The following is a 20,823-nucleotide window of genomic DNA, read 5'->3' as shown; positions in this document are numbered from 1 at the left end:
CGCCAGCGTTCAGCGTTGGCAGCGCACCCGGTGGCCAGAACCGAGCGGGGGACGACATGAGTCATTTGCAACATAAGTTGGTGCAGCGTGGATTGTGGTTACTGGGTGCGACCGTGGGCGGTACCGCCCTGGCGTATGTGTCAAACATGGTTGCTGGCGACAGTGCCGCGCTGGTCTATACGGCCGCCCCGGCCGCATTGGCCGGCGCCGCGATTGCCTGGTTGGCCGCGCGCCAGCACAGCGATGACGGCGGCGTGCGCCAGTTCGCCCACACCGTGGGCGAGGAAATCGACGCCATCATGATTGGCGCGGCGGAAACCTCGTACTTCGTCGATTCGGTGAAGAAGAAGATCGAGCTCGACGTCGGCACCGCCGGCGCCATCGCCCACAGCTCGGCGCAAAACGCCGCCACCACCGAGCGCATTGCCGCCAATGCCGAACGGGCCGCAAAAATCGCCACCCAGGTGCGCGGCGAAACCGTCACCGGCCGCGCCGAGGCCGACACCGGCCTGCAACGGATCCGCACCGCGCGCCACGACGCGCAGGCGGCGTCGGCCGTGATGACCGAACTGCAAACCAATTCCCGCAAAATCTACGGTTTTACCGAAGCGATCAGTGAAATCTCCGCCCGCACCAACCTGCTGGCGCTGAACGCCGCCATCGAGGCTGCGCGCGCCGGCGAACAGGGGCGCGGCTTTGCCGTGGTCGCCAGCGAGGTGCGCCAGCTGGCGCTGCGCACCAAGGAAGCCACCGACGAGATCAGCACCATGGTGCGCGAGATCAACCAGCAAGCCGAGCGCGCCGCCACCGGCATGAACGCGCTTGCCACCAAGGTCAGCGAGGCCGCCGGCAACGTGGAAACCGTGCATGGGCTGCTGGGTAATATCGAGCGTTCATCGGGCGTGTCGGAGGCGGAAATCGGCGAAATCGCCCGGGCGTCGCGCGAGCACGTGGCCATTGCCGACGATATCGCCGCTGCCATTGCCAGTATCCGCGACAGCCTGCTGTCGACCGAAAAGGAGTTGCCGCGCGCGGCCAGCTCGGCCATGGCCCTGGCCGAACGGGCCGAGCTGATCAACGGCGCACTGGGAGAATCGTCGATCGAAACCTCGCACGACGCCATCCGCACCGCCGCGCAAACCGCCGCGCACGAAGTGGGCAAGATTTTCGAGGCGGCCATCAAGGCGGGCAAGATCACCAGGGAGGCGCTGTTCGACCGCACCTACACGGCCATTCCGAACACCGATCCACCGAAGCACAAGACCCGCTTCGACGATTTTACCGACCGGGTATTGCCGGGGTTGCAGGAAGGCTTGCTGGCTGCCATGCCGCAGCTGGCCTATGCTGGCGCGGTGGACAACAATGGCTATTTTCCGACCCATAACAAGAAATTCTCGCAGCCGCTGACGGGCAATTACGACGTCGACATCGTCAACAACCGCACCAAGCGCATCTTCAGCGACCGCACCGGCAAGCGCTGCGGCGCGAACACCAGGCCGTTCCTGTTACAGACGTACAAGCGCGATACGGGGGAAGTGATGCATGACTTGTCGGCACCGATTTATGTGGACGGCAAGCATTGGGGTGGGTTCAGGATCGGGTACCGGTCGAGTACTGCCTGAGCTGGCGCTAGGCGTATTGTCCATGGATCCCCGCGTGCGCGGGGAAGACGACTTTTCGGTCGCAGGCGGATGCTACGTCATCCTCGCGCACGCGGGGATCTATGGAGCGTCTGCTTCGTGGAATAGCGACCTTAAGCCGCATCTTTCTTGGCCGCAGTCGCCGCCCTGGCCGCGCCCTGGTTCATCCCCTCCAGGTGCAACCTCAGCCACTTGTGCGCCGGGCTGCGGGCATCGCGTTCGTGCCACAGCATGTCGAGGTGGACCGCCGGCAGCTGGAACGGCAATTCTTTCCAGATCAGCGCATCGGTCATACCGGTGGACGCGATCAGGTGGCGCGGCAATACCGTAATCAGGTCCGAGTTGGCCACCACGCGGCCGGCCGTGAAGAACTGGTTGACGGTGAGCAAAATGCGGCGCTCGCGCTGCAACTGCGCCAGCGCTTCATCGACCAGGCCGTGGGCGCGACCCGAAAAACTCACCAGCAAATGGTTGGCCTTGCAGTAGTTGTCGAGGTTGAGCTCGACCTTGGCCAGCGGATGCTCGCGCCGCATCACGCACACGTACTGGCCCGAGTACAGACGCTCGTGGCGGATCGGCGAGCCGGTTTCGTACGACAGTTGTGCCGCCACGCCCGGGAAGAAGCCCACCGCCAGGTCGATATCGCCACGCAGCAGCATCGGCCGTGGTTCGCGCGTGGTCAGCGGCATCATGCGCACGTTGACACCGGGCGCTTCACGTTCGATCGAGCGCATCAGGGACGGCAGCCACATCGCGGCGGTGGCATCGGCCATGGCCAAGCGGAACGTGGCGTGGGCGGCCGAGACGTCGAAGGTTTCGGGCGCCACGGCCGCTTCCAGGCTGGCCAGGGCGCTACGCACGGACGGCCACAACGCTTCGGCGCGCGGCGTGGGTTTCACGCCGTAGGCGGTGCGAATCAGCAGTTCGTCGCCGAGGCTCTCGCGCAGGCGCTTGATGGCGTTCGATACCGCAGGTTGGGTCATGGCCAGGTGGCCGGCCGCGCGTGTCAGATTTTGTTCTGTCATCACGGCGTCGAAGACGCGTAACAAATTCAAGTCCAGCGTCAGAAAGCTCATGTTGGCTCGGGGTCGGGAGGTGGAACGACAAAGGGGAACGGCGTGCAGCCATCATACGCCAATCCATTCACCAATCGCATAATTGTTATCGGAGAACTAAATTGGCGCCATATGTTGCGCTGCACTATATTGGCATTGATTCTAAATGTCCCGCCCCATCATGTCCACTCTGATCGACCTCATTCACGGTTTTTCGCTGGTCGCCACGCTCTTGCTGGCGCTGGGGATCGGTGTGACTGCGGCGCTGGCGCTGCTGTTCAAGCCGCTGCTGGTGGGATGCGCGCGCGCTGCTGCGCTGGCGGTCAGACTGTACTTCGCGCCCAAGCGGGCCGGGCTTGAACTTTAAGCCTTTGCCGCCTGCAATACCTCAAATTTTGCCCGCAACTGCTCTTCCGTCTCACGCCACTCGGGGTTGAACGGGATGCAGCTGACCGGGCATACCTGCTGGCACTGTGGCTCGTTGAAGTGCCCAACGCATTCGGTGCACTTGTCGGGATTGATTTCGTAAATTTCCGGACCCATGTAGATCGCGTCGTTCGGGCACTCGGGCTCGCACACGTCGCAATTGATACAGTCGTCGGTAATCATTAAGGCCATGACAGGTCTTCTTTCTTAATCGATCTTGGTGGCGGCGATTTTCTTCTGCAGCCAGCGGTCAACCGAGGGGAACACGAACTTGGAGACGTCGCCACCGAGCACCGCGATCTCGCGCACGATGGTGCCAGAGATAAACTGGTACTGGTCGGACGGCGTCAGGAACAGGGTTTCGACGTCGGGCAGCAGGTAGCGGTTCATGCCCGCCATCTGGAACTCGTATTCGAAGTCGGACACGGCGCGCAGGCCGCGCACGATCACGCGAGCATCGTGCGTGCGCACAAAATCTTTCAACAAGCCGGAAAAACTCTCGACCTTGACGTTCGGGTAATGCCCGAGCACTTCGTTGGCAATGGCCAGGCGTTCGTCCAGTGAAAAGAACGGTTTCTTGTTCTTGCTGTCGGCCACGCCAACCACCAGCGTGTCGAACAGGCCCGAAGCGCGGCGCACCAGGTCTTCGTGACCACGGGTCAGCGGATCGAACGTTCCCGGATAAACAGCTACTACCATTGTGTCTCCCTGCACTGCACCATTATAGAACGTGCATTATGCCCGAAAAGCGCGAGTGCCTTAAATTTTAGCAGTTACTGTCGCCTGCAGCAGGTGGTAAAACACCATCCCCGCCTTGTCGGCGCGGATCACTTCCCAGCCGGCCATCCAGTCCGGGGTGTCGCCGTCGGGCCAGGCCAGCGCCGCGCCCGATTCTGCGTACACCAGGCCGCCTTCCTTGAGCAGGCGCACGCACAGCGGCAAATTACGCTCGAGGAATTCCTGCTGGTAGGGCGGGTCGAGGAAGATCAAATCGTATTTCTGGCCGCGCGCTGCGGCCGATTGCGCCACCACCAGCGCATCGCCGCGCAGGATCTGGACGTTATCTGCCTTCAGTTTGGCCTTGATGTCTTCAAGCTGGCGCACGACTGGGGTGGCCATGTCCACCATGGTGACCGACTGCGCGCCACGGCTGGCTGCTTCAAAACCAAGCGCGCCGCTGCCGGCGTACAGGTCGAGTACCTGGGCATCGGCCCAGTTGGCGTCGCGCTGGTGGTTGATCCAGTTGAAGACCGTCTCGCGTACACGATCGGGCGTGGGCCGCAGGCCCTGGGCGGCGAGTACCGGCAGCGGTGTGCGTTTCCACTGGCCGCCGATGATGCGCACCTGGTTGCTGTGCTGGGGACCGTGGACCGGGACTTTGGCCGGCTTGGCGGCAGATTTGACGGGCTTTTTTGGCATGTGGCGCTGTTCTAAGTCATTGATTCAACAGGCCACATCATAACATGGCGCTTATTTGGCCAGGCTCTGGAAGTCGCCGATCCAGCCCTGCATGCGCTGCTGCGCGTGGGCTTTTTGCTGCGGCGTGGCAATGCGGATCGCAGTGAGGATCAGCTCGGCCGTGCCTTTTTCGGAGGCGTCAAAGAATGCCTTGTGCTCGGAATTGTCGAGGCGGTTGAAGCTGTCCTTGACCAGGGCGTCGATCAGGGCCATGGTGGCTTCCTTGCTCAGCTTGTCCTTTTGCACCTTGCGCACCAGTGTCAGGATGGCGTTCTGGCGGCGCTGGCGTTCGTTGAGCCAGATCGTGTTGTCGAGCGGACGGGCGTCCGATGCCTTGCGCAGCTGCACTTCCTGCTCGGTGCTAAAACGGCCGAACCACAGTTCGAACTGTTCCATCGATTTCTTGTAGCGGAATTTTTGCTGGTCTTCGCGGTCGCCCTTCATGTTCTTCTTGCGGAAGTCGTCGAGGTTGGAGGCGAATTTCTTTTCCAGTTTGTCGATCTGTTCCGGTTGCAGCGAGCGCGCCAGGTCGGCCAGTTCGGGCTTGGCTTGCAGCAGCAGGCGCTGGGTGCGTTTCTTTATTTCATCAAAATCACCGAGCAGGTCGGCCGAAGTGGGATTGCCCGCCAGCTGGCGCTGGCCCGTTTGCAGGATCTGGATGTAGTCCTCGAGCTGGGTCTTGCGGTGCCACTGGAACAGTTTGTCGATATCTTTCTTGACCCAGTCCTTCTGGTCGGAATTGAGATCGACATAGCCGTCGAGCCACCAGTACAGCAAGGTGTCGCCGTTGTTGTAAGCCAGGCGCAGCGAGCTGCACGCGGCCAGCAGGCCGATGACAGTGATCAGGAAAAGGCGGCGCAGCGTCTGGCTGGCGCTGGAGGGCATGTTAGACTTTTGCATTAACTTACTCTCTCTAAGTGATACTTATGAATGTCGTGATTTTGGCTGCCGGTATGGGCAAGCGCATGCAGTCGGCCTTGCCGAAAGTGTTGCATCCACTGGCTGGAAAGCCGCTGCTCGCCCATGTGCTCGACACGGCGCGCAGCCTGGCTACCGCAGGTGCTTCGTCCAGAGTATGCGTGATTTATGGACATGGCGGCGCAGCCGTGCTGGAGCTGCTGGCAAAGCAGCCGCACCCAGTCTCCACCGCGCAGCAGGAACAGCAGCTGGGCACCGGCCACGCCGTCATGCAAGCGCTGCCCGAGCTCGACGACAATACCCCTACCGTGATCCTGTACGGCGACGTGCCGTTGACCACCACCGCCTCGCTGCAGGCGCTGATCGATGCGGCCGGCAACGACAAGCTGGGCATTCTGACCGTGGTGCAGGACGACCCGACCGGCCTCGGCCGCATCGTCCGTGACCATGGCCAGATTGTGCGCATCGTCGAGCAAAAAGATGCCAACGAGGCCGAACGCGCGATCAAGGAGATTAACAGCGGCATCCTGGTGGTGCCCACCGTGCAACTGAAAAAGTGGCTGGGACAACTGAAGAATGACAACGCCCAGGGCGAGTACTACCTGACCGACATCGTCGCCATGGCCGTGGCCGATGGCGTGCCGGTGGTGTCGGCGCAGCCGGCGGCGCAGTGGGAAGTGGCGGGCGTCAACAGCAAGGTGCAACTGGCCGAACTGGAACGCATCCACCAGCGCAATATCGCCACCCGCCTGCTCGAGCAAGGCGTCACCGTGATGGACCCGCAGCGCATCGACGTGCGTGGCGAACTGGTTTGCGGACGCGATGTGACCATCGACGTCGGCTGCGTGTTCGAAGGCAAGGTGGAAATCGCCGACGGCGTCCACATCGGCGCCCATAACGTGATTGTCAACAGCCGCATCCTGGCCGGCGCCAGGATCAAGCCGTTCTGCCATATCGAGGAAGCGGTGGTGGGCGAAGTGTCGATCATCGGCCCGTACGCGCGCCTGCGCCCCGGTACCGTGCTCGCCGAAGACGTCCACGTCGGCAATTTTGTTGAAATCAAGAACGGCCAGGTGGCTGCGCACAGCAAGGCCAACCACCTGGCCTATATCGGCGACGCCACCATCGGCTCGCGCGTCAACATCGGCGCCGGCGTCATCACCTGCAACTACGACGGCGCCAACAAGTTCCGCACCGTGATCGAAGACGACGCCTTCGTCGGCAGCGACAGCCAGCTGGTGGCGCCGGTCACCGTGGGGCAGGGCGCCACCATCGGCGCCGGCACCACGCTGACCAAGGACGCGCCGGCCGGCAAGCTGACCGTCTCGCGCGCGCGCCAGGTGACCATCGAAAACTGGACCCGTCCGGTGAAAATCAAGAAGTGATCGCTACGCGCGCCCGGTCCCTCTATTGTGGATAACCCTGTGAACAGCTGGTGCGCAAGCAGTGCATAGATGGTGGATATCTGCGTACTATCAAAAAACCACAGAAGATCGAGCCGATTACCTTTTGAGGTTTTGAGTGACTTCCGGTATTTGTGGATAACCCTGTGCGCAAACTGCGGAACAACCATTGAATAAGCATGGGATAACCATGAATAACGCGCTTTCCTGATTGTTTGCCGTGTAGCGGCCTGTGGGCAACTTTGTGGAGAAGTCCGGTACAGCACGTGCACAAGCGGTGGAAAACTGCCAGATTGTTGTTTTCACCATAGCGCAATTATGATAGAATGAGAATCATTCTCATCGAAGTCTTGTTCCGAAGTATTGTTCCATTTCGCCGGCGTCCTTGCCGGCTGCGCAGCAAGCCCCTTCCCTCCGCGCGAAGCCGCCAGCTAGTCCTTTGAAAACCAGTGCCAGGCTCACATCCGAGCCAGGCCCGGGCACGCTTGTGCCCCACCGCAAGGAAGCTTATGTACCTATCGTTACGCCCTACCGCCATCCACGTGGCGGTAATCATGGCCACGGCTGCCGTCGCGCAAGCAGCGTCGGCCCAGTCCGGCCCAGCCGACCAGCCTGCGCAACTGGGCCAGGTGACGGTCAAGAGCGACACGCTCGGCAGTGTCACCGATGGCTCCGATGCGTACACCACCGGCGCCATGCGCACGGCCACCCGCATGGACATGTCGATCCGCGACACGCCGCAGTCGGTCAGCGTGGTCACGCGCGCCATGATCGACGACCTGGGCGCGGTGCGCCTCGACGAAGTGCTGACCCAGACCCCGGGCATCACGGTCGGCCAGATGGACAGCGAACGCACCAGCTTTTATGCACGCGGCTTTTCCATCACCAACATCCAGGTCGATGGCATGGCCATGGGCGGCAACGCGCCGCTGCAGGACACCATCCTCTACGACCGCATCGAGGTGGTGCGCGGCGCCAGCGGCCTGATGGGTGGCACCGGCGACCCGTCGGCCACCATCAACCTGGTGCGCAAGCGTCCGGGCCGCACCTTGAAAGCCAGCGCCAGGGCGGTGCTGGGCCGCTGGGACGACCGCCGGGCCGAAATCGACGTGAGCGCACCATTGAACGCCGACGGCAGCGTGCGCGGCCGTACCGCCATGGCCTACCAGGACCGCGACTCGTATTACGATATGTACCACGAGCGCAAAACTGTCGGCATGGCCATCGTCGAAGCGGACCTGGGCCCCGCCACCCTGCTGACCGCCGGCGTCACCTTCCAGCACAACAATCCCACCGGCGCCACGTGGGGCGCGGTGCCCTACTGGAACGCCGATGGCAGCCTGGCCAACCTGCCGCGCAATTTTTCGCTGTCCACGCCGTGGAGCACCTGGCGCAACCGCGAGCAAAGCGCGTTCACGTCGCTCGAGCACCGCTTCGGCAACGGCTGGAAGGTACACCTCGGCTATACCCGCACCGACAGCCGCAACCACACCACCGTCGCCTACGGCGGCGCCGGCTATCCCGATCCCGCCACCGGCACCGGCATGCGCCTGTGGACCGGGGTGTGGGGTGAAGGCAAGAATATCGACGACAACCTCGACCTGTACGCCACCGGTCCGTTCAGCCTGCTGGGCCGGCGCCACGTGCTGATCGCCGGCTGGAATGGCTCACGCTCGGTGAGCCACAGCCAGGGGGGCGCGCCGACCATCGCGTACCCGCCGCAGATTCCCGACTACCGCAGCTGGACCGGCAATATCCCCATGCCCACCTTTACGCCCGATGGCTCGCACACCGAAACCGAGGTACGCCAGGGCGGCGCCTACCTGGCGGGACGCTTCAGCCTGGCCGATCCGTTCACCGTAGTACTCGGCGGTCGCCTGAGCAACTATCGCACCGAGGAAGGGGCATGGGACACTTCAGGCCGGCTGATCGGCTACGACAACCTGCGCAAGACCAAGAATGAATTCACGCCCTACGTGGGCGCGGTGCTGGACCTGAGCGACGCACTGTCGGCCTATGCCAGCTACACCTCGCTGTTCAGCCCGCAGTCGGCCCGGGACCGCAATAACCAGTTGCTCGATCCCGAGACCGGCACCAATGCCGAGCTTGGCATCAAAGGTGAATTTTTCGACCAGCGGCTCAATGCCTCGGCTGCCGTGTTCCGCACGCTCAAGAAGAATCTGGCGGTGCTCGATACGACCGTTCCCGCCGGCTTCAAGCTCCCCAACGGCAACAGCGCCTACACTGCCAATGGCGACGGCATCACCGCCCGCGGCATCGAATTCGAGGTGGCGGGCCAGTTGAGCCAGTCGTGGAATGTCAGCGCCGGCTACACCTTCCTGCGTGTCAAAGATGTCGATGGCGCGCGCGCCGAGCCCAACCAGCCGCGCCACCTGCTGCGCCTGTCCACGGCCTATCGCCTCGACGATGTGTTACCGGGCTTGAAAGTGGGCGGCGGCGTGACTGCGCAAAGCGCCACCTACGGCGTGACCTGGTACGGCCAGCCGGTCACCGGCGACCGCAACGCGCGCATCAGCCAGGGCGGCTACGCGCTGGTGAATGCCATGGCGTCTTACGAGATCAACCGCCAGCTGGGCGTACAACTGAACATCTCGAATCTTGCCGACCGCAAGTACTACCGCAACGTGGGCTTTTACGACAGCGTGTTCTGGGGCGAACCGCGCAATGTGCGGCTTGCGCTGACCGCAAAGTTTTAATCAGCCTGTGGATATCCCTGTGGGCAAGCCTGTCAACAAGCTGGTGAGAACCACGGGGATAACCGCATGGATAAGCCGGTGCAAAACCGCTGGAAAAGCCAGGGAAAACCTCTGTATAAGCGGTGCAAAACTGTGGATTACACCGCCACCCGGGTCTCGAACTTGCTGCGAAACGTCGAGAAATACGCCTTCACGTTGCGCACATTGGCGTGCGCAGCAAACAGGCGGTGCGCCAGCGCGTGGTAGGCCGGCATGTCGGCCACCTGCACGATCAACACGAAATCGGGCCCCGGTGCCACCCGGTAGCATTGCAGCACCGCTGCCTCGGTCGCCACCAGGGTTTCGAACTCGGCCATGCGCTCAGCCGCTTGCACGTCGAGCGAGATTTCCACGATGACCGTCAGGCTGGGGCCGATCTTGGCCGGATCGACCAGCGCCACCCGGCGCGTGATGACACCGGTGTCGGTCAGGTGCCTGACCCGCCGCAAACAGGTGGGCGGCGACACGTGCACCGCTTGCGCCAGCTCGCTATTGGTCTGTGCAGCATCAAGTTGCAGGGCAGTGAGAATGCGACGATCGATGTCATCCATAAAATTAACGGCGATAAAATGAAATAATATTTCATGGTATCACGGTGGTGAAATAATATTTCGTTTGAGCTCATAATGAGAAAGCATATTTCATCCAGTCTCCTCTAGGATGATTCCCTCACCTAATTGAAGAGGTTCCCCATGTGCGGCATCGTCGGCGCGGTAGCGCAACGTAACATCACCCCGATCCTGATCGAAGGATTGAAGCGCCTCGAATACCGTGGCTACGATTCCTGCGGCGTGGCGCTGCACGTCGATGGCCAGTTGCAGCGCTCGCGCAGCACGTCGCGCGTGGCCGACCTGGAACAGCAGATCGAGCACACCCACCTGCACGGCTTCACCGGCATCGCCCACACGCGCTGGGCTACCCACGGCGCGCCAGCCACGCACAACGCCCACCCGCACTTTTCGCCATCGGCCGACGTCGCGCGCATTGCGCTGGTCCACAACGGCATCATCGAAAACCACGACGAGCTGCGCGCCGAACTGACCGCGCTCGGCTACGTGTTCCAGAGCCAGACCGATACCGAAGTGATCGCCCACCTGGTCGATCACCTGTACAACGGCGACCTGTTCGAAACCGTGCAACAAGCCGTCAAGCGCCTGACCGGCGCCTACGCCATTGCCGTGTTCGCCCGCGAAGAACCGCACCGCGTGGTGGCCGCGCGCCAGGGTTCGCCGCTGATCGTGGGCCTGGGCCAGGGCGAGAATTTCGTCGCGTCCGACGCCATGGCGTTGGCCGGCACCACCGACCAGATCATCTACCTCGAAGAGGGCGATGTGGTCGACCTGCAACTGGGCCGCACCTGGATCGTCGACGTCAACGGCAAGCCGGTTCAGCGCGACGTCAAGACCGTGCACGCCCACACCGGCGCGGCCGACCTGGGACCATATCGCCACTACATGCAGAAGGAAATCTTCGAGCAGCCGCGCGTGATCGGCGACACCCTGGAAGGCGTGATGGCCGTGATGCCCGAGCTGTTCGGCGACGGCGCCCACGCCGTCTTCAAGCAGATCGACCGCGTGCTGATCCTGGCCTGCGGCACCAGCTACTACTCGGGTCTGACCGCCAAGTACTGGATCGAATCGGTCGCCAAAATCCCGGTCAACGTCGAAATCGCCAGCGAATACCGCTACCGCGACAGCGTGCCGCACCCGAACACGCTGGTGGTGACCATCTCGCAAAGCGGCGAAACTGCCGACACCCTGGCCGCGCTCAAGCACGCGCGCAGCCTGGGCATGGAACACACACTCACCATTTGCAACGTGGCCACCAGCGCCATGGTGCGCGAATGCAAACTGGCCTACATCACGCGCGCTGGCGTGGAAGTGGGCGTGGCGTCCACCAAGGCCTTCACCACCCAGCTGGCCGGTCTGTTCCTGCTCACGCTCACATTGGCGCAAGTCAATGGCCGCCTCTCCGACGAACAGGAAGCGCAGCACTTGAAAGCCATGCGCCACCTGCCGGTAGCAATCGCCTCGGTGCTGGCGCTCGAACCCTTGATCATGGCCTGGGCCGAAGACTTCGCCCGCAAGGAAAACGCCCTGTTCCTGGGCCGTGGCATGCACTACCCGATCGCGCTCGAAGGGGCGTTGAAACTGAAAGAGATTTCGTACATCCACGCCGAAGCGTATCCGGCCGGTGAATTGAAACACGGCCCGCTGGCGCTGGTGACCGAGGAAATGCCGGTGGTCACCGTGGCACCAAACGATGCCCTGATCGAAAAACTCAAATCGAATATGCAGGAAGTGCGCGCCCGTGGCGGCCAGCTGTACGTGTTCGCCGACGTCGACTCGCGCATCACGCCGGGCGAAGGCGTACACGTGATCCGCTTGCCCGAGCATTACGGTTTGCTGTCGCCGATTCTGCACGTGGTGTCGCTGCAGCTGCTGGCGTATCACACGGCGCTGGCGCGCGGGACGGATGTGGACAAGCCGAGGAATCTGGCGAAGTCGGTGACGGTGGAGTGAGCGGGCGGGGCACTCGGGCGGTTATTCGTACAGCAGCACGATCCGAGCCTGATGCCCGGCAAGCGCTACCCCACTCACCGGCGCTCGGCCTTGCCATAGCGCCCCTCGACACCACCACGCGCCCAATCGGCCATGAGATCGTAGAACCCGGCGGCGATGCGCGTGTGCTTGCGCGACAGGTCCGCCGCCTGGACGTAATTCCACATGCCGTGTTCGGTATCGGGGAAGATATAGATGGAGATGTCTTTGCCCTGTTTGCGCAATGCGGACAGGCGCTCGAGGGTCAGCGCAATCGGCGCCTGCCGGTCTTCGCCGGCAAACGCCCACAGTTGCGGAATATCGATCCCGGCCAGGATCTGCACCGGTTCGAGCGACCAGTCCACGCCCAGTTTGTCGAGGTGCGGTATCCCCCGGTTGCGCAGATCGTCGACTGACATCCCCAGCACCACGCCCGTGTAGCCGCCCTTGATGCGCGCAAACCAGCGCTCCTTGCCGAACTGGGCTTGCGCTGCCGCCAGCTCATCGACGCCATCCTTGTAGCCCGATTTCACCAGCCTGGCAGTCGTGTCGCTCAGCATGCGTCCCTTGGCGACCACGTCCTCACCCAAGCCGCGCTCGCGCAGCTCGAGGCTGACCTGGGCGGCATCCTGCTCGGCGATATCGACCGCCAGGCCATAGCCGATGCCGATGAACTCTGCCTTGGCGCGTACCGCCGCCAGCGGCGCCACCCAACCTCCCTGGCTCAGGCCGAACAGGCCGAAGCGGCCGTAGCCGCCGTACTGGTCTCGCGCCAGCCGCTTGGCTTCCTGCGCTGCCGCCACCAGGTCGTTGCCCAGTTGCGGTAAATTCTGCGTGTACGCGCCCTTGGACAATCCGGTGCCGCGCTTGTCATAGACGAAAACAGCAATGCCCCGGCCCACCATCTGATACGGATCGCGCGCCCGGTCTATCCAGCCGCCCTCTTCGGAACCATGTGCAATCACGACCAGGGGTGTGTGCGCGTCCGCACCCGGCGGCGCCATCAAACGTCCAGCCAGCATCACGCCGTCCGATACGAACACCGTATTGGTTTCGGCGACGGCAACCTTGGCCCAGTTATCCTGCCCCCGAACCCGCACCGCGCCCGCGCCCGCGCCGCATGCGACCACAGCACTGGCATCGTTGGCATTGCCGAGGGTGCCGTCGCTGAAGCTGTAGTCGTATCCTTTGTTGCTCCTGGTGATGGCGATGAAGCTGGCGCCGTCCTTCCGGAAAATGCCCGTCTCGCACGCAGCGGCAACCGGGGCCATGGACGCGGCGCCTTCCGGTCCGGACGGGGTGGCGCGGGCCATGGCGGTGCAGCCGATGGTCAGCGCGGCGACGGCAAGTGCGCACGGAAAAGACAGTCTCATAACATTCCATTCTGATCGACTGGAGCGCCAGGCACGACGCGGACTTGCCGAGTGTACATGAGCAGACTGGGCTCGAGCTACGGCGCCCTTCGCGGGCGGGGCCGCGTTGGCGGCATCCTGGTCGCATTCCATGACCCGATGACGACAGTTCGTCGCCTGGTCGAGACCTCGGTGGTGCAGATGGTTACACTGTCTGAACTTTCACAGTTCGCAGCGTCTGACGTCTGTCGATGTCGCGACAGTCTGAAGCGAATACGCTAAACTGGTCGTATTGACCGCATCGAGTAAGGAGGTGTGCAATGAGCACGTTAATGAAAGAAGTGGGCGCTGACGACTGCGAACCCATCGCACCGGCGCCGACGCTGAATTCTCCTGACCCCTTGGTTGCAGCCCGCGAAAGGCGTTTTCTTGCCTTGCGGGCTGCTGAAGGGCTGTGGAAAGACCGTACCGATATACCGAAAGATGGTGTTGAGGCCCAGGAACAACTGAGGTCTGAATGGCATTGATCCTCTTCGATACCAATATCTTTATCGACATGCTCGGTGGCTGCAAACAGGCAACCATTGAGCTTTCCAGTTACGATTTTCCCGCTATTAGCGCCATCACCTACATGGAGCTGCGCGCTGGTCAGAAGTTGCGTCCGCACGAGGCGCCGATTCTTGACGTGGTGCTGGCAGAATTCCAGGTCATCCAGATCGACCAGATGGTGATGGAGCACGCCATCGAGATTCGCGGTAGCAGTCTGGTCACAGGCCCGAAAGTCAAGTTGCCCGACGCGATCATAGGAGCCACCGCCGCCGCCTACAAAATTCCCATCGTCACGCGTAACCCAAAGGACTTCCGGTGGGAGGGCATTGACGTTCACATCCCGTACGACTATGACTCCACGAACGGAATAGTGACGAACATTCGACCGAAGTTCACCGCCTTCAAATCGAAGCCGACGCTTACACGCCTGAAATAACTCTCGCCGGTGAGTCTGCGCGCATACCGCATGCGTCCCCACACAGTAAGCGGTCGCCGCACCGAGGTCCAGTCGCATGCGCCAACCCGTGCATACGCTGCGGTCGGTGGGTGAAAACTGAAGCCGCTGCCGGCCGACGTGGGTAATTACTCAGGAATCGGCTTGGTCACCAAAAACAGATACGACATCGCCCCCATGAACGCAATCCCCGCCCCCGCCAGCAGCGCCGGCACGAACGACCAGGTTTGCGCGATGTAGCCGGTGAGGATAGGCGCCAGCGCGCCGCCGAGGAAGCCGCCGAAGTTTTGCAGCGCACCGAGCGAGGCCACTCGGCTGGGTGGCGCCGCCACGGTGGCCAACGACCACGCGCACGCCGACGAGGCGTTGGCCAGGAAAATCACGATCGAGATGCACGCCACCGCGACGACATTGCTGTCCACCAGCGCCGCCGGAATGGTAAACACCACCATGCCCAGGGTGGCCACCACCACCGCGTTGCGCCGGCCCGTGACCGGCGAGGCGGCCGCGCGCGCCACCCGGTCCGAGGCCCAGCCGGCGATCAGCGCGCCGGCAAAGCCGCACATGAACGGTACCGACGCTGCCAGTCCCGCATAGGCCAGGTCCATGTGGCGCTCGGTGCGCAGGTAGCCGGGCAGCCAGGTCAGGTAGACCCAGTTCAGGTACACCGAGCCGAAGAAGCCGAGCATCATGCCCCAGGTCACGCGGTAGCGGAACAGCGCCAGCCACGAGGCAAAGCCGGCCTTGGGCGCCGCAGTGCTTATCTCCTCCACTTCGAGATAAGCCTTTTCCTCGGCCGTCATGTCCGCGCGCACCGGGTCGCGGTACAGCGCCACCCACACCACGGCCGCCACCAGGCCCATGGCGCCGGTGATGAAGAAGGCCCAGTGCCAGCTGGTGGCAATGATCAATGGCGCGAGCACCAGCGGCGCCAGCGCCACGCCCAGCGGCGAGGCCGAGTTGTAGATGCCCGTCGGCGTGCCACGCGCGCGCGCCGGGAACCAGTTGCTCACCACGCGCGCCGCTGCCGGAAACTGCGGCGCCTCGCCAATGCCGAGTGCAATGCGCGCCAGCACGAAGTAGCCGAACGTGGCCGCAAATCCACCGGCCGCCTGCGCCAGCGACCACACCACCAGGCCGCCGCCGAGCAGCCAGCGCGGCCCGACCTTGTCCACCAGCGCGCCCACCGGCAACTGGCATAGCGCATAGCTCCATGAGAACGCCGACAGCAGCAGCCCCATCTGCCCCAGCGACAGGCCCAGGTCGGCGCGGATGTATTCGTTGGCGACCGCCAGCGTGGCGCGGTCGAGGTAGTTGATCACGCCGCAGACGACCAGCAGCACCAGCGAGAGCTGCTGGCGGCGCAGGATGCGGGGGGGGGTCTCGTTATAGGTTTTTTTCATGGGGTGCGAGTATAGCCGCAGTGCGGCAGCGCGGTGCCGACGCCGTTAGCTCGCGCACAGCCCCCCCGCCCCAAACCCGTATGCTCAATCTTTTGACCCACCCCACAGGAGATCCCACATGGGCATGCTGAGCAACATCTTCCACAAAATCTTCCCGGCCTCGCACCCGGCCATCGCCCAGGCGCCGCAAGGCACCACGGTGCCGGCGCCCGCCAACCCGGCCGCCGTGCCGGCCGCACCTGCAGCATCGAACGTGCCTGCGGCAGACACCACCGCAGCGCCAGCTAGCGTGCACCTGTCCGAGGTGGACGTGGAGTCCATCCTCAACGGCAAGGCCCAGCAAGCCGGGCAGCCGCTCAACTGGCGTACCTCGATCGTCGACCTGCTGAAGCTGCTGGACCTCGACAGCAGCCTGCAGGCGCGCAAGGACCTGGCGCAGGAGCTGCATTACAGCGGCGACACCGGCGACTCGGCCGCCATGAACATCTGGCTGCACCGCCAGGTGATGAACAAGCTGGCCGAAAACGGCGGCAAGGTGCCGGCCGATCTGAAGGACTGATCGTCGTTTCAAAAATCGCATGACCTAACGCGAAATGCTTCGTTCCTGGCCTTGCCGATAACATTTATTCTTTGCGGATCTCGTGTCCGCAAGGAATACCATGTCTCGCCCTGCCCGCCTGCTGCGCACCGCGCAACGAACCCTGATCGCTGTCTCCGTCACCAGCGCCGTGATGCTCGCTGGCTGCGCCGAATCGGCCAAGGAACCCTTGTCCTCCGCAGCCCCAAGCGCGGCTGGCAAAAAACCCAACATCCTGTACATCATGGCCGACGACCTCGGCTATTCGGACATCGGCGCCTTCGGCGGCGAGATCGACACGCCCAACCTGGACGCGCTGGTCAAACAAGGCCGCCTGCTCACCAACCATCACACCGGCACCGTCTGCGCCATCACGCGTGCGATGCTGGTGTCCGGCACCGACCACCACCTGGTGGGCGAAGGCCACATGGGCGCACCCAACGACGAGCGGCGCGGCCTGCCCGGCTACGAGGGCTTCCTCAACGAGAGCTCGCTATCGTTCGTGCAGCTGCTGCGCGACGCCGGCTACCACACGTATATGGCCGGCAAATGGCACTTGGGTTCCGCCATTGCCGGCGGCGCCGTCACCACCGCCGGCAAGACGCCCGACCAGTGGGGCTTCGAGCACAGCTACGCGCTGCTGGCGGGCGCCGCCGCCAACCACTTTGCGCACGAGCGCGAAGGCTCGACCAACTACACCGAAGACGGCAAGTTCGTCCAGCCGGGCCAACCGGGCCAGCCCGGCGGCGTGGGCGGTGAGCCGTTCTATTCGACCGACTTTTATACCAAACGCCTGATCTCCTATATCGACCGCAACAAGGCCGACGGCAAGCCGTTCTTCGCTTATGCAGCCTACACGTCGCCGCACTGGCCGCTGCAAGTATCGGAGCCGTGGCTGTCGAAGTACAGGGGCAAGTATGATGCCGGCTACGAGGCCGTGCGCGACGCGCGCATCGCCCGCCAGAAACAGCTCGGTATCATCCCCGCCGACTTCACCCCGTACGCGGGCGCGCCGGACACCACCGCGCGCAGCCCGGCCACGGCCGGCTTCAATACGGCCACTGCAAAGTACATCAACGCCAACAACGGCATGGCGCAGGGCTATACCGATTACGGCCCCGGCAAGGTCAACAAGAAGTGGGCCAGCCTCACCGCGCTGGAAAAGAAGGCGCAGGCGCGCTACATGGAAATCTACGCCGGCATGGTCGATAACCTCGACCACAATATCGGCCTGCTGATCCAGCATTTGAAGGACATCGGCGAATACGACAACACCTACATCATGTTCCAGTCCGATAACGGCGCCGAGGGCTGGCCGATCGACAGCGGCGCCGATCCCCGCCTCACCGACGAAGCCAACGCCACCGAACCGGTGTACGCCACGCTGGGCACCGACAACGGCGCCCAGGCCGCCCGCAGGCTGCAATACGGCCTGCGCTGGGCCGAGGTGAGCGCCACGCCGTTTCGCCTGACCAAGGGCTATGCCGGCGAGGGCAGCGTGGCCACGCCGCTGATCGTGCGCCTGCCGGGCCAGAGCGCGCGGCTGCCCAACCTCAATGCGCTCACCCACGTTACCGACAACACCGCCACTTTCCTGGCGCTGGCCGGCGTGACGCCGCCCACCCAGGCCGCGCCACCGGCGGTCGATGCGGCCGGCGTCGATCGCAACCGCGGCAAGGTGGTGTACAACGGCCGCAATGTCTATCCGGTCACCGGCAAGTCGCTGCTGCCGCTGCTCGAAGGCGGCGCCGCCAGCGTGCGCACCGGGCCGCTGGGGCACGAGTCGTACGGCCGCGCCTACCTGATCAGCGCCGACGGCAAGTGGAAGGCGCTGTGGAACGAACCACCGGTGGGTCCGCTCGACGGCCGCTGGCAACTGTACGACCTGACCCGCGATCGCGGTGAGACCACCGACGTCGCCGCGCAAAACCAGGCGCTGACCAACACCATGGTCGGCGAGTGGCAGCAATTCATGCAGCGCGTGGGCGGCGTGGAACCATTGAAGCCGCAGGGATATTACTGATGGGCGTGGCGTTGCGCGTGCGGGGATGGCGCCTGGTGTTGTTGGTGCTGGTGCTGGCGATCGGGGCGGTGTTGCTGGCGCGGGACTGGCATGCCGGCGCCAGCACGGGCTCGGGCACCGGCAACAGCACGGGCAATAGCACCGCTGATGGTGCCGGCACCAGTCAAGGTGACGCCATCGGTGTCGGCCACGCGCTGGCCGCGGCATCGACGAGCAGGCTCGGCAGCGAACCAGCGTGCGCTGCCTACAGCGGTCTGCCCGCCGGCTGGGGCAGCGATCCGCACGCCGGCATGGTGCGCGTGGACGGCGGCAGTTTTATCTTCGGCAGCGAGCACGGTTACCCGGACGAGCGGCCTGCGCAAGCCGGCGCCACCCGCGTTGCGGGCTTCTGGATCGACCGCACGGAAGTGACGCAAGCGCAGTTCGCCGCCTTTGTGGCCGCTACCGGCTATGTGACGCAAGCGGAGCGCCAGGGCGCCGGCGTGGTGTTCCACGTCCCCACGGCAGAAGAGTTGCAACAACGCCCGTACGCGTGGTGGACGCTGGAAAAAGGCGCGCAATGGCGCACGGTGCAAGCTGGCGCATCGGCGTCAACATCAGCGCCAGCTTCTGCCTCAATGTCATCGCCAGCGCCAGCAGCTGCTATGGCATCGGCGGCATCGGCGGCACCGGCCGCGTCGGCAACCGTCAGCACCAGCGGCGACCATCTGCCGGTCACCCTGGTCACGCAGGCGGACGCGCTGGCCTACGCCCGCTGGCTGGGCCGCGACCTGCCCACCGAGGCCGAATGGGAGTACGCCGGCAAGGCCGGCCGCAGCGATGCGCAGCTCGACACGGCGCCCGCCGACGCCGCAGGCAAGCCTGCCGCCAACTACTGGCAAGGCGCGTTCCCGCAACTCGACGTGGCCGCAGACGGCCATGCCGGCGTTGCCCCGGTGGGCTGCTACGCGCCCAACGGCTTCGGCCTGCACGACATGATCGGCAATGTCTGGGAGTGGACCCGGGACCCCTATACCGGTCCCCGTCAGCCGCACGCCAATGGCGACACCGCCGTGGCGGCTGGCCGCCCTGCCAACCCCGCCAGCCCCGCCAACGCCGCGATGGTGATCAAGGGCGGTTCCTTCCTGTGCGCGCCCGATTACTGCGTGCGTTACCGCGCCTCGGCCCGCGAGTCGCAGGAGCGCGACCTGGCAGCGGCGCACATCGGCTTTCGCACGGTGCGCCGCAATTGATACTTACTGGCCCGGCAGCGGTGCGTGTGGCGACACCAGCCCCTGCTCCCGCAAAGCCTGCCAGAACGCCGCCGGTACCACCTGGCGCAGCGCCGCCTGGTCTTCCAGCAGGCGCTCGGGACGGCTGGCGCCGGGGATCACGCTGGCTACCGCCGGATGGGCCAGTGAGAACTGCAAGGCGGCGGCCTTGATGCCGATGCCGTGCTCAGTGGCCAGCGCAGTCAGGCGCGCCACTTTCTCGACGATGGCAGGCGGCGCCTTGGCGTATTCGAAATGCGTGCCGCCGGCCAGGATGCCCGAGCTGTACGGACCACCGACCACGATGTCCACCTGTTGCGCGGCGGCGGCCGGCATCAGCCGTTGCAGCGCGCGGTCGTGGTCGAGCAGCGTGTAGCGGCCGGCCAGCAGGAAGCCGTCCGGCTTCGGTTCGTCGAGGTCGAGCGTGAGTTCGAGCGGCTCCACGCGGTTCACGCCCAGCCCCCAGCCTTTGATCACGCCTTCGTTGCGCAGGCGGTCCAGCACGCGGAAGGCGCCGGTGCGGGCGATTTCGTATTGCGCCAGCCATTCGTCACCAAAGAAATCCTGCGCCACGTCGTGCACCCAGACGATGTCGAGGCGGTCGGTCTTGAGGCGCAGCAGGCTCGCCTCGATTGAGCGCAGCGTGGCGTCGGCGCTGTAGTCGTTGACGATCTTGTTTTTCAGGCCGAATTCGAACAAGCCCCCCTTTTCTCCCATGTCGCGCGCTGCCGGGTCTTCCAGTTCGTCGAGGATGACGCGGCCGACCTTGGTGCTCAACACGTATTCGTCCCGCGGGCGGCGGGCCAGCGCTTCGCCCAGGCGGATCTCGGCCAGGCCGGCGCCGTACAGCGGCGCGGTGTCAAAAAAACGGATGCCCTGGTCCCAGGCCGCATCGACCGTGGCGATCGCCTCGGCCGGGGGAATGTCGCGGTACATATTGCCCAGCGGGGCGGTGCCGAAGCCGAGTTTGCCTTGCAGGTGTTGACGGATGCTCATGGGGTTCTCCTTGCTGGATAAAT

At 64.0% G+C, this 20,823-nt stretch carries 19 protein-coding genes; 10 read left to right on the top strand and 9 right to left on the bottom strand.

Going from position 1 to position 20,823, the window contains the following annotated elements; all coding sequences use genetic code 11:
• Nucleotides 1-56 precede the first annotated feature (56 nt).
• Nucleotides 57-1,622 carry a methyl-accepting chemotaxis protein gene (locus DUPY_RS17390; RefSeq protein WP_070249656.1) on the top strand — a complete coding sequence of 522 codons (1,566 nt, stop codon included), beginning with the start codon at nt 57-59 and terminating at the stop codon, nt 1,620-1,622.
• 131 nt (nt 1,623-1,753) lie between these two features.
• On the opposite strand, the gene DUPY_RS17385 is transcribed toward DUPY_RS17390, so the two are convergent.
• Nucleotides 1,754-2,716, bottom strand: coding sequence for a LysR family transcriptional regulator (locus DUPY_RS17385; RefSeq protein ID WP_019924063.1), 963 nt, complete (start codon nt 2,714-2,716; stop codon nt 1,754-1,756).
• A 160-nt stretch (nt 2,717-2,876) separates the two neighbouring features.
• Here DUPY_RS17385 and DUPY_RS17380 point away from each other — a divergent pair, with 160 nt between their 5' ends.
• Nucleotides 2,877-3,062 (top strand): hypothetical protein, encoded by a 186-nt coding sequence (locus DUPY_RS17380; RefSeq protein WP_070249655.1) that lies wholly within the window; start codon nt 2,877-2,879, stop codon nt 3,060-3,062.
• On the opposite strand, the gene DUPY_RS17375 is transcribed toward DUPY_RS17380, so the two are convergent.
• From DUPY_RS17375 to DUPY_RS17360, 4 genes are read right to left on the bottom strand one after another with little or no spacing between them, the layout of a single operon-like run.
• The gene (locus tag DUPY_RS17375; protein ID WP_070249654.1) at nt 3,059-3,313 is read right to left on the bottom strand and encodes a YfhL family 4Fe-4S dicluster ferredoxin; all 255 of its coding nucleotides are present in this window, start codon (nt 3,311-3,313) and stop codon (nt 3,059-3,061) included. The two genes, DUPY_RS17380 and DUPY_RS17375, sit on opposite strands and share 4 nt — an antisense overlap.
• 15 nt (nt 3,314-3,328) lie before the next feature.
• Nucleotides 3,329-3,820 carry a pantetheine-phosphate adenylyltransferase gene (gene coaD / locus DUPY_RS17370; RefSeq protein WP_070249653.1) on the bottom strand — a complete coding sequence of 164 codons (492 nt, stop codon included), beginning with the start codon at nt 3,818-3,820 and terminating at the stop codon, nt 3,329-3,331.
• A 60-nt stretch (nt 3,821-3,880) separates the two neighbouring features.
• Nucleotides 3,881-4,540: a 16S rRNA (guanine(966)-N(2))-methyltransferase RsmD gene (rsmD, locus tag DUPY_RS17365; RefSeq protein WP_070249652.1), complete on the bottom strand. Its 660-nt coding sequence runs from the start codon at nt 4,538-4,540 to the stop codon at nt 3,881-3,883.
• A 51-nt stretch (nt 4,541-4,591) separates the two neighbouring features.
• Entirely contained in the window at nt 4,592-5,479 is an 888-nt protein-coding gene (locus DUPY_RS17360; protein ID WP_371851798.1) for a DUF6279 family lipoprotein, read from the bottom strand.
• Nucleotides 5,480-5,505: 26 nt separating this feature from the next.
• On the opposite strand from DUPY_RS17360, the gene glmU reads away from it, so the two are divergent.
• Nucleotides 5,506-6,882, top strand: a complete 1,377-nt coding sequence (gene glmU, locus DUPY_RS17355; protein ID WP_070249650.1) for a bifunctional UDP-N-acetylglucosamine diphosphorylase/glucosamine-1-phosphate N-acetyltransferase GlmU — start codon at nt 5,506-5,508, stop codon at nt 6,880-6,882.
• Between the two features lie 527 nt (nt 6,883-7,409).
• Nucleotides 7,410-9,617 (top strand): TonB-dependent siderophore receptor, encoded by a 2,208-nt coding sequence (locus tag DUPY_RS17350; protein WP_070249649.1) that lies wholly within the window; start codon nt 7,410-7,412, stop codon nt 9,615-9,617.
• A gap of 137 nt (nt 9,618-9,754) precedes the next feature.
• Here the strand turns inward: DUPY_RS17350 and DUPY_RS17345 are convergent, their stop codons facing one another.
• Nucleotides 9,755-10,207 (bottom strand): Lrp/AsnC family transcriptional regulator, encoded by a 453-nt coding sequence (locus tag DUPY_RS17345; protein ID WP_070249648.1) that lies wholly within the window; start codon nt 10,205-10,207, stop codon nt 9,755-9,757.
• A 141-nt stretch (nt 10,208-10,348) separates the two neighbouring features.
• Here DUPY_RS17345 and glmS point away from each other — a divergent pair, with 141 nt between their 5' ends.
• A complete protein-coding gene (glmS, locus tag DUPY_RS17340) occupies nt 10,349-12,178 on the top strand; it encodes a glutamine--fructose-6-phosphate transaminase (isomerizing) (RefSeq protein WP_019924073.1) in 1,830 nt (609 codons plus the stop codon).
• Nucleotides 12,179-12,252: 74 nt separating this feature from the next.
• Here the strand turns inward: glmS and DUPY_RS17335 are convergent, their stop codons facing one another.
• Nucleotides 12,253-13,569: an alpha/beta hydrolase family protein gene (locus DUPY_RS17335; protein WP_070249647.1), complete on the bottom strand. Its 1,317-nt coding sequence runs from the start codon at nt 13,567-13,569 to the stop codon at nt 12,253-12,255.
• 299 nt (nt 13,570-13,868) lie between these two features.
• Between DUPY_RS17335 and DUPY_RS27990 the strand changes: the two genes are divergently transcribed.
• Both DUPY_RS27990 and DUPY_RS17330 read left to right on the top strand, forming a co-directional pair.
• Complete coding sequence (locus tag DUPY_RS27990; RefSeq protein WP_141749589.1) at nt 13,869-14,075, top strand: hypothetical protein; 207 nt, start codon at nt 13,869-13,871, stop codon at nt 14,073-14,075.
• On the top strand, nt 14,066-14,533 hold the full coding sequence (locus DUPY_RS17330; RefSeq protein WP_070249646.1) for a PIN domain-containing protein: 468 nt from the start codon (nt 14,066-14,068) through the stop codon (nt 14,531-14,533). Before DUPY_RS27990 ends, DUPY_RS17330 begins: the two co-directional genes overlap by 10 nt.
• Nucleotides 14,534-14,679: 146 nt before the next feature.
• On the opposite strand, the gene DUPY_RS17325 is transcribed toward DUPY_RS17330, so the two are convergent.
• Nucleotides 14,680-15,954, bottom strand: a complete 1,275-nt coding sequence (locus DUPY_RS17325) for an MFS transporter (RefSeq protein WP_070249645.1) — start codon at nt 15,952-15,954, stop codon at nt 14,680-14,682.
• A 118-nt stretch (nt 15,955-16,072) separates the two neighbouring features.
• Here DUPY_RS17325 and DUPY_RS17320 point away from each other — a divergent pair, with 118 nt between their 5' ends.
• The 3 genes from DUPY_RS17320 (at nt 16,073) to DUPY_RS17310 (ending at nt 19,786) form a co-directional block, all read left to right on the top strand.
• Nucleotides 16,073-16,513, top strand: coding sequence for a DUF3597 domain-containing protein (locus DUPY_RS17320; RefSeq protein ID WP_070249644.1), 441 nt, complete (start codon nt 16,073-16,075; stop codon nt 16,511-16,513).
• A gap of 172 nt (nt 16,514-16,685) precedes the next feature.
• On the top strand, nt 16,686-18,554 hold the full coding sequence (locus DUPY_RS17315) for an arylsulfatase (RefSeq protein ID WP_371851799.1): 1,869 nt from the start codon (nt 16,686-16,688) through the stop codon (nt 18,552-18,554).
• Nucleotides 18,554-19,786 (top strand): SUMF1/EgtB/PvdO family nonheme iron enzyme, encoded by a 1,233-nt coding sequence (locus tag DUPY_RS17310; RefSeq protein ID WP_229255410.1) that lies wholly within the window; start codon nt 18,554-18,556, stop codon nt 19,784-19,786. The genes DUPY_RS17315 and DUPY_RS17310 overlap by 1 nt, the downstream gene beginning before the upstream one ends.
• A gap of 3 nt (nt 19,787-19,789) precedes the next feature.
• Here DUPY_RS17310 and DUPY_RS17305 read toward each other — a convergent pair whose 3' ends face one another.
• The gene (locus tag DUPY_RS17305; protein ID WP_070249642.1) at nt 19,790-20,800 is read right to left on the bottom strand and encodes an aldo/keto reductase; all 1,011 of its coding nucleotides are present in this window, start codon (nt 20,798-20,800) and stop codon (nt 19,790-19,792) included.
• Nucleotides 20,801-20,823 lie beyond the last annotated feature (23 nt).

Source organism: Duganella phyllosphaerae, assembly GCF_001758785.1.
Lineage (GTDB): Bacteria > Pseudomonadota > Gammaproteobacteria > Burkholderiales > Burkholderiaceae_D > Rugamonas > Rugamonas phyllosphaerae.
Note: the sequence above shows the minus strand (reverse complement) of the source record. Positions and strands in the feature narration are given on the sequence as shown.